The 15,326-nt window shown below is 50.2% G+C and carries 14 protein-coding genes and 3 pseudogenes; 7 read left to right on the forward strand and 10 right to left on the reverse strand.

The window, feature by feature from the left end:
* Positions 1 to 1,014: plasmid replication initiator RepA (gene repA / locus AC3WS9_RS22525; RefSeq protein WP_492490369.1), on the forward strand; the 1,014-nt coding region annotated here is incomplete at its 5' end.
* Positions 1,015 to 1,925: 911 nt separating this feature from the next.
* Here the strand turns inward: repA and AC3WS9_RS22530 are convergent.
* Positions 1,926 to 2,222 (reverse strand): hypothetical protein, encoded by a 297-nt coding sequence (locus AC3WS9_RS22530; protein WP_492490370.1) that lies wholly within the window; start codon positions 2,220 to 2,222, stop codon positions 1,926 to 1,928.
* Between AC3WS9_RS22530 and AC3WS9_RS22535 the strand changes: the two genes are divergently transcribed.
* Complete coding sequence (locus AC3WS9_RS22535; RefSeq protein WP_492490461.1) at positions 2,122 to 2,415, forward strand: hypothetical protein; 294 nt, start codon at positions 2,122 to 2,124, stop codon at positions 2,413 to 2,415. The genes AC3WS9_RS22530 and AC3WS9_RS22535 overlap by 101 nt on opposite strands.
* Positions 2,416 to 2,506: 91 nt before the next feature.
* Here AC3WS9_RS22535 and AC3WS9_RS22540 read toward each other — a convergent pair.
* The 8 genes and pseudogenes from AC3WS9_RS22540 to AC3WS9_RS22575 all read right to left on the reverse strand — a co-directional run.
* Positions 2,507 to 2,693: pseudogene (locus AC3WS9_RS22540) on the reverse strand (transposase); the annotation flags it as partial.
* A gap of 354 nt (positions 2,694 to 3,047) precedes the next feature.
* Entirely contained in the window at positions 3,048 to 3,761 is a 714-nt protein-coding gene (locus AC3WS9_RS22545) for a DUF1120 domain-containing protein (protein WP_492490371.1), read from the reverse strand.
* Positions 3,762 to 3,846: 85 nt separating this feature from the next.
* A complete protein-coding gene (locus AC3WS9_RS22550; protein ID WP_492490372.1) occupies positions 3,847 to 4,068 on the reverse strand; it encodes a hypothetical protein in 222 nt (73 codons plus the stop codon).
* Positions 4,069 to 4,199: 131 nt separating this feature from the next.
* Positions 4,200 to 4,916: a DUF1120 domain-containing protein gene (locus AC3WS9_RS22555; protein ID WP_492490374.1), complete on the reverse strand. Its 717-nt coding sequence runs from the start codon at positions 4,914 to 4,916 to the stop codon at positions 4,200 to 4,202.
* An 85-nt stretch (positions 4,917 to 5,001) separates the two neighbouring features.
* On the reverse strand, positions 5,002 to 5,658 hold the full coding sequence (locus tag AC3WS9_RS22560; protein ID WP_492490375.1) for a DUF1120 domain-containing protein: 657 nt from the start codon (positions 5,656 to 5,658) through the stop codon (positions 5,002 to 5,004).
* A 91-nt stretch (positions 5,659 to 5,749) separates the two neighbouring features.
* On the reverse strand, positions 5,750 to 6,334 hold the full coding sequence (locus AC3WS9_RS22565) for a DUF1120 domain-containing protein (protein ID WP_492490376.1): 585 nt from the start codon (positions 6,332 to 6,334) through the stop codon (positions 5,750 to 5,752).
* A gap of 16 nt (positions 6,335 to 6,350) precedes the next feature.
* Complete coding sequence (locus tag AC3WS9_RS22570; RefSeq protein WP_492490377.1) at positions 6,351 to 9,008, reverse strand: fimbrial biogenesis usher protein; 2,658 nt, start codon at positions 9,006 to 9,008, stop codon at positions 6,351 to 6,353.
* Between the two features lie 76 nt (positions 9,009 to 9,084).
* On the reverse strand, positions 9,085 to 9,789 hold the full coding sequence (locus AC3WS9_RS22575; protein ID WP_492490379.1) for a fimbria/pilus chaperone family protein: 705 nt from the start codon (positions 9,787 to 9,789) through the stop codon (positions 9,085 to 9,087).
* 536 nt (positions 9,790 to 10,325) lie between these two features.
* Here AC3WS9_RS22575 and AC3WS9_RS22580 point away from each other — a divergent pair.
* From AC3WS9_RS22580 to AC3WS9_RS22590, 3 genes and pseudogenes are all read left to right on the forward strand, one after another.
* A pseudogene (locus AC3WS9_RS22580) lies at positions 10,326 to 11,005 on the forward strand (IS3 family transposase); the annotation flags it as partial.
* Between the two features lie 672 nt (positions 11,006 to 11,677).
* Positions 11,678 to 13,186, forward strand: coding sequence for a group II intron reverse transcriptase/maturase (gene ltrA, locus AC3WS9_RS22585; protein ID WP_492490460.1), 1,509 nt, complete (start codon positions 11,678 to 11,680; stop codon positions 13,184 to 13,186).
* Between the two features lie 83 nt (positions 13,187 to 13,269).
* Positions 13,270 to 13,491 (forward strand): annotated as a pseudogene (locus tag AC3WS9_RS22590) (DDE-type integrase/transposase/recombinase); the annotation flags it as partial.
* 58 nt (positions 13,492 to 13,549) lie between these two features.
* Here the strand turns inward: AC3WS9_RS22590 and AC3WS9_RS22595 are convergent.
* On the reverse strand, positions 13,550 to 14,323 hold the full coding sequence (locus AC3WS9_RS22595; protein ID WP_492490380.1) for a TraX family protein: 774 nt from the start codon (positions 14,321 to 14,323) through the stop codon (positions 13,550 to 13,552).
* A gap of 416 nt (positions 14,324 to 14,739) precedes the next feature.
* Between AC3WS9_RS22595 and AC3WS9_RS22600 the strand changes: the two genes are divergently transcribed.
* Entirely contained in the window at positions 14,740 to 15,000 is a 261-nt protein-coding gene (locus AC3WS9_RS22600) for a type II toxin-antitoxin system ParD family antitoxin (protein WP_492490382.1), read from the forward strand.
* Positions 14,987 to 15,283, forward strand: a complete 297-nt coding sequence (locus AC3WS9_RS22605; RefSeq protein WP_492490383.1) for a type II toxin-antitoxin system RelE/ParE family toxin — start codon at positions 14,987 to 14,989, stop codon at positions 15,281 to 15,283. The genes AC3WS9_RS22600 and AC3WS9_RS22605 overlap by 14 nt, the downstream gene beginning before the upstream one ends.
* Positions 15,284 to 15,326 lie beyond the last annotated feature (43 nt).

Here is a 15,326-nt window from a genome sequence, read left to right on the forward strand (position 1 = left end):
GTGAATGACAATCAATTCTCTGTCCACTGGTCTGAGCTGCCGGCTGAAGAATTAACCCGTTTCTGGCAGGATGTCGATGCCGGAACACAGGATAATTTCCTTGTCGCGCCAGTCAAAAAACTGACCCGCCGTACACGTGGAGATCATTCCACAAAACCCAAATGTGAATACCCTGTCTGGTATCGTCCGGAGCATTATAAAAAGCTTTCCGGCGAGCTTGGTCATGCCTATAACCGACTTGTCGTTTGTGACAAAAGGACCGGAAAAGCCAGCCTGCGCATGCGGGTTTCCCGCCACCCACTTTATGTCGCCGGTCGCCGTAAGGCAGGGCGAAAATACGGTTTCCGTCCGGAGCGCCAGCGTCTGCTCGATGCGCTCTGGCCTCTGCTCGTCAGCTTCTGTGACGCCGGCAAGCACACCGTCGGAATGTGCATCTCACGCCTGGCAAAAGAACTGAGCGCAAAAGATACTGCAGGTAATGTTATTCCGGAAACAGCAGTGACGGTGTCACGCCTTTCTCGACTTATTGAAGAACAGGTGCGGTTCGGTGTTCTGGGACTTGCTGAAGAACGTGCATGGGATCGTGAGTCCAGGTCCTGGCTGCCGACGTATGTCTATATCACGCCTGCGGGTTTCCAGATGCTGGGAGTCGATATGGACAAGCTGTTTAAAGAGCAGGAAAAGAAGCTCCGACTCGGCGCTGAGCGCCAGCGTCTGATAGACGAAGGTGTGATGAATCAGCATGATGACATCACACCACATGCTGCCCGTAAATGCTGGTCAGGCAGGAAGCGACATGAAGCACTCACATACCGTCGTAAAAAAGGTGCTGAGCGTAAACGGGCCAACAACCTGATCAAGCTACCGGCAGATGAGCGCCTTCATGTGATGGAGAAGTGGATATACAAAACCCTTTCACATGATGAAGCCTACTGGTGCACCCCGGAACGACTGACGCAACTGGCTGTTCAGTACCTTTACCAGCTGGATCTGGCTCTGTCACCTCCGGATTAGCCACGGCGCACACTGTGTGATCCCCTCTGTTTACATGCCCCTGACCGGGGCTTTTTGCGTTGGTATTTCTCAACTTATTTGTATTTTTTTGCCCACTGAACATTCAGCGGGACGTTTTCTGCAGCCATCATCCCTTTAATAATCCACGGCTCGTAAGTTCTTTCCTCTTTTCCACATAAATCCGCAAAGTGATAAATCCAGCATTCCGGAAACGTATAACGTGAAACCTGCAAAATTATCTAACCCCCCTTTTTTATCGCTCTGCCATTTCATTTCAGAGTGGATCTTTATCCTCTGTAACTTTGTGGATAATCGAATATGCCTTCGCATGCAGCGGCCTCATGGCCGCGCACTCAGAAGAAAATCAAAAGTACCTCCCGTCGCAAGCGCCGGGCCCCTTCCGGCTAAAACTCTACATTGAGCACACACCAGACCCCTGCTAAAGCGATGTCGCCCCGGCCCAAAGGGCCGGAACACCATCGCTTTAAAAGGGATGTTGTAACTAGAGTTTTTAGACGCTTTATGTGATGTTGCGGAACGTTAAGCTGTACACGCTCGTAAGCGCCTAAAGGCGCTAACGCGGAGATACAGCCCGTCAGCGGCCGATGGCCTCGACGGGCTCACTCCGACCGCGCAAAGGGGTCACTGAATGGCTTTAAGCGGGTATGGCTTTGCAGGGAATGGGGTGGCAAGGCAGAACCTATCAACCAGCAACGGCTAACGCCGGTTCCGGCGACCCTTTCCATTTGTGCTCACGTTAAGTTGATCTGTCGCCTTACATGCCCTACGGGCACAAAAACCATGGTTGTGATTAGTGTGCAAACACGCTGGTATGCGGCCCTGTTGTTCCTCCAGGTTTCCAGGAACGGACAATATTAGCTGACAGGTCATTATGCCAAGGTTCACCTTGCTTATTTCACAAAAGCTTCAGGTTTAACTGAGGTCGTAAATTGAGATTCATTTTCCCTATGAGGAAGATACGTCATCAAATACCAGATAATAATAACCAACATTCCAAAGCACACAAATAACAAGGTTGTAATAATGCTCAGGCTTTCGGCAGCACATAACGTCATTTCAGTACATATCTGAGAACCGGAATCAGCAATGAATAATTCAAAAAATCCAGAACCGATAAAGCAGAAGCCAGTAATTAATTCTAAATATAGCAAAAGTGCAGAAAACCATCTCTTCATCAAAATATACATGTCGACATCTGTTTTAAGATATGTTGCTGGATGGATTGTGACGTTAGCCTCCGTCGTTTTTTTAACGAAAACCCTACACGATAACAGCAATTATGAAAAGGTGTCCGGCATAGGCCATATAAAAAAAGTGCCGGGGCATAAATCTCCGATCGCCCATAGGAAACAGCCTGCGGCTCAGCGAGATGGCCACTAACGGGAAAATTAGCGTCGGTAAGGTGGCCAGTAGCAACGTGTCTTCCGGCAAGCTTATCAGGTGTGAAATCCCGTTCAGGCATACCAGTGACATTTTCGTCCTCAAGATCCTTCATCTTTTTGATATCAGAGGCTTCCATCCCGCCGTACTTTGCTTTCCAGTTGTAGTACGAGGCCTCAGATATTCCCGCTTCGCGGCAGACATCTTTGACGGTGTGTCCGCCTTCGACGGATTTCAACGGCGATGATTTGGTATTCAGTTAATCGGGCTTTTCGCATGGTGATCTCCTCGAAGGACATAATCAGTATGTCGGAAGATCTCTAAAAGTGAATGGTCCGGTTAAGCGGGATACTTACAAATCGTCGCGTTGCTAACGAGGCTACCCGCCGATACCCTCTGACTAGGTCGCTATGTTAATGCGCAGGCGCATAAGCCCGTAGCCAAGCTTATGCGTAATAGAAAAGCAAAGTAAAGTGCAAATCCTCAGGGCGGATAATTTTTTGCATCATCCTTCCTAAAAGTGAAAATAACGTTCGCAGTTGAACGATTATTTATATACGGCAGGTGGCGATTAGCATACCCGCTCTACGCTTGCTAACTTTATGAAGATGATAATTTTTGGAAAGAGGTAGTTAATTATAACTAATTATAAAAGTCATATTTCCATCAAGCATAGTGTTATCCGTCACATTCAGATTCCCATTTGAATCCAAAGCAGTTGCAATTACTATTGGAAATGTTGCTGATTTATAGGCCACTGGTATGAGAGTACCCTTTGTCGCTAAAGTGTAATTATTGGTTCCATAGGCACTTTCCCCAGTAGCGAGATTCCTAGCCGTAGAGATAGCCCAAACATCTTCATCACCGTATTTTCTAATTAGATCTTTATCAATACCGTCATCAGTTTGAATATTTTGAGAGCTAATATATGGTACATATCCTCCTATGTTTTTATTATCACTTGTCTTACCTAATCCAAACTGATTCACGCTATTACCAATTGTTCCTCCATTAGCTGTGGCGTTGGTTACTGAACCACCAAAACGAGTCCCTAGACGGTTATCTATTGTTGACCATGATAACAATGTATCTGAGGAGCAAGTTATAGTCAGATTTACAGTTTTATCAACTAATCGATTACTCGCATCATTTAGAGAATCTGCAGATATATCCCCATAATCGATTACCCCGCCATTATCCAGCGTAGGTGTACAGGCCCCCATTGTCACCGAGCCCTTGACCTGCACATTTGCCGTCGGACCGACAGCAATGGCATTTGTCGCCGCCGCCATCAGGCAGGTAAGAGCTGTGGCTTTAAAGATATTCTTCACTGTATTATTTTCCATATCAGTACACTCCTTATGAGAGTATCCCGCCGTATACTTTCCGATCGGATACAGTTAAATTAATTCACGAGTAACGCCGGATCCCTTACAGGTACTCGAAGTTAATAGTTGCATTACCGTCCAGGTTCGCCGTGTCGGTAATCGCACCCAGTTCTGAGCTCAGCGCCGGCGTCGCCTTCAGGTCAAAGGTGAACACGGTGGCTTCTTTCGGGTCAATAGTTCCCGTTGCCGCAAACGTCAGATACTGCTGCGCGGTATTATTGTGCCGGGGTGCCCGTGGCTGGCAACTGGTCCACGGAGGTTTCACCGAAGTCGATAACTCCGTTGTTTGCCAGCACCGGCGTACAGGCACCCGGTGTGATGGTACCAGTGTTCCGCAGGGTGACGCTCAGACCCGCGAAGGTGGATGAGACTGTTGCTTAGTGAAGATTATTTCCCTTACAAATAATTTAGATTAATTGTTGCATCTCCATTAATAGTAGCCACGTCGCTTAACGATGATACAGCAGAGTTATCAACATTTGCGTTAATTTTAATTTGCATTGTTAAGTTTTTAAATGCTACAGGTGCCAACGTTGTTTTATCAGATAAAGTGAATTCTCTAAAGTCATCAACCCCATCGAGAGCAACGCCACTAGAGGAATAAGTCCATGCCTGGCTGTCATCACGACGTTGAATCATTGTTGTATCACTTATATTAGAACTTAAAGAGGGGTACATGAAAGTTATAGCATATACTCCCAATCCTTTGCCTGTGCTTGAAAAGCCCAAATTGAAATTATTATTCGTGAAATCAATTGTTAGGTCGTCGCTAATCCCTGCGCTTGTAACTTGCATACCGCTACCAGTGAAACCGGATGCATTATTGTCATGTGTTGTCCAACTAAGGAATGTGTCAGCATTACATGCAACGGTTAATGTGAGGTACTTTGGCTCTAATGGCGCATCATCGATGACGGATAAAGAATTAGTAGATATATCCCCATAATCTACCACCCCACTATTGTCCAGTGTAGGAGTACAGGCTCCAATCTTAACTGTCCCCTTGACTTGCACGTTGGCCGTCGGACCGACAGCAATGGCATTTGTCGCCGCCGCCATCAGGCAGGTAAGGGCTGTGGCTTTAAAGATATTCTTCACTGTATTATTTTCCATATCAGTACACTCCTTATGAGAGTATCCCGCCGTATACTTTCCGACCGGATACAGTTAAATTAATTCACGAGTAACGCCGGATCCCTTACAGGTACTCGAAGTTAATAGTTGCATTACCGTCCAGGTTCGCCGTGTCGGTAATCGCACCCAGTTCTGAGCTCAGCGCCGGCGTCGCCTTCAGGTCAAAGGTGAACACGGTGGCTTCTTTCGGGTCAGTAGTTCCCGTTGCCGCAAACGTCAGATACTGCTGCGCGGTATTATTGTTCGCGAAAGTGTCCAGCGTCATCTTGACCCAGCTGGTTTTATCGCTGCTCATCAGCAGGTCACCGGCGGTACCGTCACCCTGAATGGCGGCGATGCTCAGGCCGTAGGAGCCGATGTTGATGGTGCCCGCTTTGCCCAGGCCAAAGACGGTGCCGGCGGCGGTAGGCTCGTCAGTGTGTGTCGGTACGGAGTCCGCACGGTTGTCCACAAAGCTCATCGCCACCTTGGTGGCGGAGGTGCAGGTCACGGTGGCGGTCACGGTTTTACCGGCCAGTGCTAGGGTGCCCGTGGCTGGCAACTGGTCCACGGAGGTTTCACCGAAGTCGATAACTCCGTTGTTTGCCAGCACCGGCGTACAGGCACCCGGTGTGATGGTACCAGTGATCCGCAGGGTGGCGCTCGGACCCGCGAAGGCGGAAGAGGCTGTTGCCATCAGCGCGGCAATCGCGGTGGCTTTCAGAATTGTTTTCATTTCCATTTTATTTTCTCCATGTACTGCATTAGGTAAAAGTTTTGGGTTGTTGTACTTGTGGCTGAACTCTTTTATCAGATCACGTCTTTGGGGCTGCTTAATTCACTGTCAATAGCTCTGCGCTGATAACCTCCTCCTCCTGATAAGCGTCCGGCACCCTGAAGGCTGATTCCAGTAGGTAGGGAGTTACGGTCACTGTCGCACTAAGGTTCATCCCCTTCACGCTGCTGTTATCGCCGACGGTGATTTCGTCCGCCGCGTATAGGTCGTGACTGTCAGCGACGATATCGTCGCGGATCACGCCCTTGTGTTTGGTAATCGCCAGCTTGACGGCCTTGCCATCAAGCACCGCGCTGCTCAGCGTCACTTTCATCTTGCCCTGAACGCCGAATCCGAAACTGCCGTCGGTCTGACTGATACCGGTGAAGCGTAAGTCCAGCCGCTCGGGCTGCGGGCAGGTGATACTCAGATTGCTGGTACGCTCGCTGAGCTGTGTGACGTTTCCCTGCGCGGTGCTGGTGAAGGTCAGATTTCCTTTCAGCAGGTTGCCGTAGTTTTGCTCCACCGGTGAGAGACTTATCTGGCAGTTGCTGATATCCGCCATCGCCTGGCCGCTCAGCAGTAGCAGCAGAGTGACCAGGGCCATCCGGTTCGTGCTGGGATTCATAAAACGGTTACGCATCTTCTTTCCCCCGTCGTTACGGCTTACAGGTCGCGGCGACGTTTTCATAAAATTTATTCAGATCCGGCTTCTCACTGAGGGTGAAGCCAAGCCGGCATTTGTGACCAGCCTCATCCGTCAGGGCGTAGAGCTCCCCAGTGTTTCCGGCGTCGTTAACGAACACCACGCCGTCTTCCACCGCCGTGGTAACGTATTCGTTGCTGCTGTCAAAAATCACAGCGCCTTTCTGCACCGGCTTACCGTCCGGCATTGTCAGCGTCAGCATGACGCGCCTAACTGACAGCACGCCGAACTGCAACTGGCTCACCGAGCCGTGCCCGGCGCTAACAGATTTCATGCCGTTACTGATATCAACGTTCTTGGGCAGCGTTTCGGTATTGACCATCACGTTAGAGTTCCGGTAGGCATTCAGTGAAGGCACCACCGCGTTACCCCATTTATCCGTCCACACGGTGCCCTGCGGCGTACTGATTTCTACCCCGGCGACGTGGTCACCGAGCGTGGCAATACCGAACGTGTCCTGCACGGCGTAAGGTGAAAAGGTCACGCCACCGCTGTGGGCAACAATCGCGCCGTCGAGGGTAGCCGATGTGTTGCGACTTTTATCGGAGTTACCGCCCGCATTCACACTTAAACGGGTATAATGCAGGTTGGCATTCAGCCCGCCGCTTACGCTGTTCTGGCTTCCCGGATTGGTATTTTCTGCCGACACGTTGTAGCCCAAATCACGGGTAATATTGCCCGCTGTCTGTACGCCGTAGCTAGTGTCCTGGCCGTCATTACGCGCATAAGTGTTCACGCTTTGCGTACCAAACGGAATGCTGACGTTGACGTAAAAGGTGTCGCCGCGGTCATCGCTGTCATTGCGGTAATAATTGCCGTTACTGCTGCTGGCATTACTGTTGTCAATTTCATGCTGCCAGTTGACGCTGACTGATGCATATTTAAAGCTCCTGCTCCATGATGCAGTGACACGTTTCGACGCACCTTCATCATCGAAACTGACGGAGCGCGAATACCCCAGCGAGAAACTGCCCGCCACGTCATTTGACCATCCGGTTGAGAACGACAGGTCGTTTTTGGTGTGGCTGGTACTGTCATCACTGGTAAACGTATCCTGCAAATCGCGGTAACCCTGGCTGTTTTGTGTCCCCGATACACCGAAGCTCAGTTTGTAAGGCGCCGCGTAATTCGCTGACAGGGTGATCTGCTCACCTTTGTTGTTGTTACGTTTATCAGCAGCACTCAGTACCTTGGCACTCAGCATCAGGTCGCTGACAGGTGTAATATCAATTCCCCCGGCAACGGCCTGGTACTTACTGGCTCCTAACACCCCGCCGCTGAGGTTCAGATATTTGGTGGCCTGCCAGCCATTGGACAGCGTAACCAGCCACGGGTCTTCAAAGTCTGCATCGACGTCACGGACTTTACCGATGGCTACCGATAATCCCTGCGGTTTTCCCAGGTTGCTGCCTGACAGGCTGGCCGCCGGGACAATAAAATGGCTTGAGGTGCCTGACGATTCGGTGATCGTCACATCCAGGTCAGTGTTGGCACTGATAACCGGCACATTATCGAGAGTAAAAGGCCCGGCAGGGACCAGCGTCGAGTAAATCACGGCACCGGATTGTCTGATGTCCACGCGCGCCTGCGGGGTTTGCGCAATACCAGTGACCGTAACGCCACTACCGCCGCTGTCATCCAGCGCGGTTTCAGGAACCAGCTGTACACCGTTGAGCGCACTGCCTGAAAACAGGGTGCTGCTAACGTTAATCTGCCCGACCTGCGCGATCTTTTTGATGCCGGTGAACGTATGCTGCGCGAAGGTATAAAGCGCATCGCGGTTCATTTTTCCGTCCGTTTCGCTGACCATCTGCTTGCTGCGCAGCAGCCAGTCGGACATGTTAAATCCGGTCTCAAACATGCCCTGCCTGTAACTGCTAGTACCGCCGTCAAAGCTGTTCTTACTGGTGAACAACGAATAGTTCAGCAGGGCCGCTGTGCCGCCAGTGTTGTAGTTACCCGCCTGCATAGAAAGAGGTTGCAGCGCCTCGGGAGGTGTCACCAGTTCAATTCTGTCCTCGGTCGGAAAGAGGCTAAATACCGTGCCGGGGAACGCGGAACTGTAGTCGTAGCACATATCAGATGTGGGCTCGGCTGAAGGAGAGACCACGGGTAACACAATGTCCGGGACGCCGGCATCCGAAGAATGTGCTGACTGCCCATTTTGAACGGCTTCTTTGTCCGTTCCTGAGACCTCTGGCTGCTGTTCCACCTCCGCCGGATTGTGATGCACATCTTTGGGTATTTTCAGACCCGCGGCTTGTAAAAAAGCCCGGTCAACACAGGGCTGTCCCTGATTGTCGAAGCTGACAGGAATGCTGCCTTTCGGATTGCCGTTAAGCGAGAAACCTACGACCTTGGTACCCGGCGCAAAACGCGCAGTACGGGAGAAATACTTCGCAACTGAAGGATCCACTCCCCGGGAGCGCAGCGTTTCCATATCGAAATTTATCGCAATGTCAGTGCCTGCTTCACTCGGATTAACAGCGGCGGTATCGACTGGCGCTGGACTGGCGGCAATCCCCGTGACGTTTTCTGCAGCCTGCGCATTTCCTACGCTTGCTCCCATCACGCTCAGCATCATTAACCCTGATACATATTTTCTATCCATATCGGCAACAACCTGCTTCTTAAAATACGGGGGCACAGCCTCGTCCTGAGGCTTAGTGTCAGGGATAACTGAACGGTTATTTCAGCGACGCGACGTAGCTGCCCGTTTCAAACCCGAAACGGGACGACGGGAACATCTTCACCTGTTTATCAGACGTTGAACTTTTCAGTTTTACAGTCAGAGTTTCACCCGGCAGGATGAAGCTTTTGTCAAAGTTGCCTGACACGTTCGAAGGCTGAGTGACGACCTGCGGGGACATCCGTACGACATAAGCGCTTGGATTGGTCACTTTCAAAACGCTACCTTCAGATTTCCACTCAAGCTTTTCCCAGGGGGTGGTGAATTCTGGCAGGCCTTTAGGGTGTATAATTACCGGCAGATTCTGGCGGATGGTGGTGGTAATTTGTTTTTTACCCACGGATTTTGCCTGCGGGATGCCTTCAAAAATAACGCGTTTGTACTGTTCAACTTTCAGCGGGCTTGTGGTGTTCAGCACAAAACGTACTCGCTGGGTCTGACCTGCCTCAAGGCGGACAATCGGTTGTGTCGCAACTAACATTGCCCCTTTATTACTGCTGCCGTCCGTTTCCTGAATAGTGGTATAAAGCAACGCGGCTTTATCGTCTGTATTTTTAACGTTCATACTGCCGCCGCCTTCCGCTTCGTCAATAATTAAGGCGGTGGTTTCAGGGACCATTCCGGTGGCATGAGACAGTAAAGGTAATAAAGGCAATACGATACTGGCCATTATAATGGAATATTTAGTGACATTGTTTTTCATAGTGGAGCCTTAAGTATATTCGATTGGAAAACAATTAAACTTGCCGCCAACAATACGGTTAAAATTAAATGAGATTGCGAAGATTATGAAAAGACGCATCAGGATCATAAACAGCATTAAACCTTCACTTGATGCTAAGAATCATCCTACAACCTGGCGGAATAGTGAAGACCCTATTTCCTGTAGAATACATTCACTAAAAACGAATTAGTACAGATCTTGAAAGGTGAAGCGTTGACAGGTAGAATTAACAACATTAAAATCAGACAGTTAAAATTGTTAAAGCAATAACACATGGTTAACAATCACAGCCAAAACATAAGAGACAGATCTGAAGGGGTTTGAGATTAGGGATGTTAATCATATATTGGCAGGATAATTATAATTAGAATACCCGCTGACAAGCACTCTTTTATTAACTCTGGATAAATACCTGTTATTTATTATACTGCTGGGTATAAGTAATGATTATGTGAATCGCCACGGGTTTAACAGACACCTCGGAGTCATTTAAGATGACTTAAAGAGAGGTGCCCATGAGCGGTAAACGTTATCCCGAAGAGTTTAAAATTGAAGCAGTCAAACAGGTTATTGATCGCGGTCATTCTGTTTCCAGCGTTGCAACACGTCTCGATATCACCACCCACAGCCTTTACGCCAGGATAAAGAAGTACGGTCCGGACTCATCCACTAATAAAGAACAGTCAGATGCTCAGGCCGAGATCCGCCGACTTCATAAGGAGCTGAAGCGTGTTACTGACGAACGGGACATATTAAAAAAAGCTGCGGCGTACTTCGCAAAGCTGTCCGACTGAGGTACGTCTTTATTCGTGACAACTCCCGTTGCTGGCCTGTTCGTATGCTCTGCAGGGTGCTGGATGTTCATCCCAGTGGCTTTTACGCCTGGTTTAAGCAACCGTATTCTCAGCGCCACCAGGTAAATCTGAGACTGACGGGACAGATCAAACTGTTCTGGCTGGAGTCCGGTTGCGTTTATGGTTATCGCAAGATCCATCTGGACTTGCGGGATAGCGGGCAACAGTGCGGAGTGAACAGAGTCTGGCGACTGATGAATCGTGCCGGGATAAAGGCTCAGGTCGGGTATCGGAGCCCGCGGGCACGCAAAAGCGAGGCCAGTATCGTATCGCCCAACAGGCTCCAGAGACAGTTTAATCCGGATGCTCCAGATGAGCGTTGGGTAACGGACATAACCTACAGTGTGCCCGGAGTTCAGGGCGAGCATGGAGGCTCAAATGAACCACGAGTCTGTCTGGAATATTGAACCGGTAACTCATGACGAGTAACCCTACAATCCCGCCTGGTATGACGGCGGAGAACCTGAGCGGCAGTGACCTGCGGCATGCCCGTAGGGTGATGTAACCCGCTGACAACGGGGATTGAGGCGAGATCACTAAGCCGAGATGATCCTCAAGGTTGAGTACTGAAAGGCTGAAGAACATGAACCCGTTAATCCGCCTCTGTGGGTTGAAAATGTCACCACGGCCTATGTGATCTGACAGGCCGTGCAGAAGGAACTGACACTGATAGATATGCCGTGTCGGTCAAAAGTGTTTTGACATGTAAGCCGAACACCGGGCCAGCAGCGCCTAACACGCTCGCGCTGCTGACTTCTGCCAACTTGCGGCAAGCAAGGACAAAGAGTGCGACGGGCAGCCTCCTCAGTATGTCTGAGTCCAGACAGGTGAACCGGGGAAGGTCAGTGTCGGATGTTAAGGGGGCATGGCTCCGATGACGTGCTGACTGGCGGAGCTTCCGTAGTAGTCCGCGATGGGGAAAGCCCATTACATGGCGAAGGGGAGCAGTTTAAATGTGTTTGCGAAGTGGATTAACTGACCCAGTGAGGTGAAGACCTTTGATAATCAGCGAAATGCAACGCAAGCTTGCCACATGGGCAGCAACTGATCCGTCCCGACGGATTGAACGGCTGCTGCGTCTGATAACACAACAAGAATGGCTGGCTGAAGCGGCGCGGATCACCCTTTCATCAAAGGGGGCACATACCCCCGGCGTTGATGGTGTGAATAAAGCAACGCTACAGCCCAGACTGTCTGCTGAGCTGAAAAGACTCCGCAAAGAACTTCTCTCGGGTCACTACCAGCCCCTGCCAGCCAGACGGATTTATATTCCAAAAAGCAACGGCAAACTGCGACCGCTGGGTATCCCCGCGTTGCGGGATCGTATTGTTCAGCGGGCAATGCTGATGGTGATGGAGCCAATCTGGGAAAGTGATTTTCATACACTCTCATATGGCTTCCGGCCTGAACGCAGTGTCCACCACGCGATCCGCACGGTGAAATTACAGCTCACCGACTGCAGGGAAACACGGGGGCGCTGGGTGATTGAAGGTGACCTGTCCAGCTACTTCGACACCGTACATCACCGACTGCTGATGAAAGCCGTCCGCCGCAGGGTCAGTGACGCCCGCTTTATGAGCCTGTTGTGGAAAACCATCAAGGCCGGGCATGTTGATGTCGGTCTCTTTCGGGCGGCCAGTGAAGGCGTGCCACAGGGCGGGGTGATCTCGCCGTTGCTATCGAACATCATGCTGAATGAGTTCGATCAGTATCTGCATAAACGCTACCTGAGTGGAAAAGCCCGAAAGGATCGCTGGTACTGGAATCACAGTATCCAGCGTGGCCGAAGTACTGCGGCCAGAGAAAACTGGCAATGGAAACCCGCGGTAGCGTACTGTCGGTATGCCGATGACTTCGTGCTTATCGTCAAAGGCACTAAAGCGCAGGCGGAAACCCTCAGAGAAGAATGCCGAAGCGTGCTCGAAGGCAGTCTGAAACTCAGGCTGAACATGGATAAGACTAAAATCACCCATGTTAATGACGGCTTCATCTTTTTGGGTCACCGGATCATCCGTAAACGCAGTCGTTACGGCGATATGCGGGTGGTATCGACGATCCCGAAGGAGAAAGCCAGAAACTTCGCCGCGTCACTAACGGCACTGTTATCAGGCAATTACAGTGAAAGCAAAATCGATATGGTTGAGATGCTCAACCGAAAATTGAAAGGCTGGGCTGCGTTCTATCAGTTCGTTGATTTTAAGGCCAGCGTGTTCAGTTATATCGACCGTGTGGTGTTCTGGAAGCTGGCTCACTGGATGGCCCGAAAATACCTTAAAGGTATCGCATACCTGATGAGGTGGTGGTGTAAACCACCGAAACCGGGTCAGAGTAAAACGTGGGTTTTATTTGGTAAAACCAACCACGGTAAGCTCAACGGTGAAATCCTGTACCGGCTGGTAGGGCAAGGCAAGAAGCTGTTCCGCTGGCGTCTACCTGAAGGTAACCCTTACCTGAGGACCGAAGCCAGAAACACCTATACATCGCGCTACACTGAAGTGGCAATGGCGTTCGCCAGTGTTTAAATGGAGAGCCGGATGCACTGAAAGGCGCACGTCCGGTTCGGAGAGGAGAGGCAGGGAAATAGTCCGACTACGTCCTGCCTCTTACTCTACTCAGGACTCACGAAGGCTGGCTGTAACTTGCCGTGGTTGTTGATCTGTTCTCACGCAAAATCATCGGCTGGTCAATGCAATCCCGGATGACAAAGGACATTGTCCTGAACGCACTGCTAATGGCTGTATGGCGGCGTAATCCCCAAAAACAGGTACTGGTTCATTCGGATCAGGGCAGTCAGTACACAAGCCATGGTTTGAATAGATGTTTGAGGGCCACACGTACGAAAATTCTGGCTGTATTATGGGTCTGATGCTCAGTCGAACGAAAACTCACGTTAGGCGCGAAATATATTGTATCAGACCAATAATCCCCAGGTGGCCGGCGTAAGCATAATAAAAGAAATTACGCGGCATGAAACGCTTGCGGCCTTCCGGACGGATTTTCCTGCAGAAAGAAACCACCACCAGGGGGAATACCAGAGTAGGCAGTGTGGCGAGTAATAATGTTTCTGCGGGCAGGTTCAGGAGATACGATAACCCGTTTAAACAAATCAGTGACAGCACGGCGCCAGTGATCGCCAGTCGCTTCACTTCGGGTATGCCGCTGCCTGATAAGGTTGCCATACTTATGGCCAGCGTAATTCCTGCCAGCCCATAGCTTGCCGGCTGTAGTGGCCAAATCATCAGGGCCAGGAGCAGATATCCGGCAAGCATTCCTTTCAGGCCGTGCTGGTACTGCAGGGCAAGAAGCTGTGTGACGCCGGCAAACACGAACAGAATGTTGAGGGCCCACCAAGGCTGGTGATGCAGGAATGCCAGACTGAACACCGGCTGCGTAATGACTGCCCAGATCCACAATCGATTGGCTCTCTTCTGCAGTCGTTCCGGTGTGCGCTGTACGTTCATTGCCCATATAAGCGTGAACAGGGGGAAGGCCATCCGGCCAAGCGCATACATCATCGGCCAGGCTGGCGTCAGAAACACCGTATTGTTGTGATCGATGAGCATGGCCAGAAGCGCCACGAGCTTGATCATGTCCAGTGCAGCCGGGCTGGGTTTGCCGGTCTTCAGGATGTGAAGTGCATCGGATACGAACAGATTCATGCTGAGTATTCCCCTGACGACACGCGTTCAGCAGCCAATTCTGAACCGAGTGCCAGAATACTCTGCCCGTTTGCGATGTCAGACTGACTTTTAATTTTTCCAGAATTTTTCGTACCGCAAATTCTGATTTATCCCGCAGAACACGCATTGCGCCTGTCACATCTCTATTCTGGATACAAATACTTAAAATATGAAAATCGTTCATGACACTCCCTTCTTTACTATATATATCGGTAAAGAGATGGATATATTTAGATTAAGGAGTGAGTTTTTTATTATTTTACCATGATTGAATATTCGCATCCCTCTTGAAATCATAAATGCAGTACATAGTATCAATCACGGGTTATTGAAGCTCGATGCTAAAATGTTATACTGATGTAAGAACAAATCTTACATTATGAATAGGAGGATTTATGGCCCGTACGATGACTGTAGACGTGGGTGATGAGCTGCGTGAATTTATCGATGCCCTGGTCAGGGATGGTGATTACCGCACCCAGAGCGAAGTTATGCGTGACGCACTACGTTTGCTGCGTGAAAAGCAGGCTGAATCCCGCCTTCAGGAACTGCGCGATCTTCTGGCCGAAGGGATCGGCAGCGGCGAGGCGAAACCATGGAATAAGGATGCATTCCTGAAAAATGTCAGGGCCAGGGTAGCAAATGAAAGAGATTGAGCTGACACCAAAAGCAGAAGAAGATCTGGAGGCTATCTGGGACTACAGCTTCAGACAATTCGGGGTTGTTCAGGCGGATGCGTATATCGGCCGTATAGCAGCGGTGTTTGACGTTCTGGCCTTGCATGACATCGGCACGCATCGGGCAGAGCTGGGAGAAAATATCTGTTCGCTGCCGGTGGAACAGCACATGATCTATTTTTTGTCATCACATTCGTTGGTGACAATCATTCGTATTCTCAGCCAGTCTCAGGATACGGCGCGACATGAACCCTGGAGATAATCGTGAAAAATATAAATTAACCCCTTCAATTTCAATAGCTTAG

The organism is Lelliottia sp. EB106-05-01-XG201 (genome assembly GCF_058791735.1).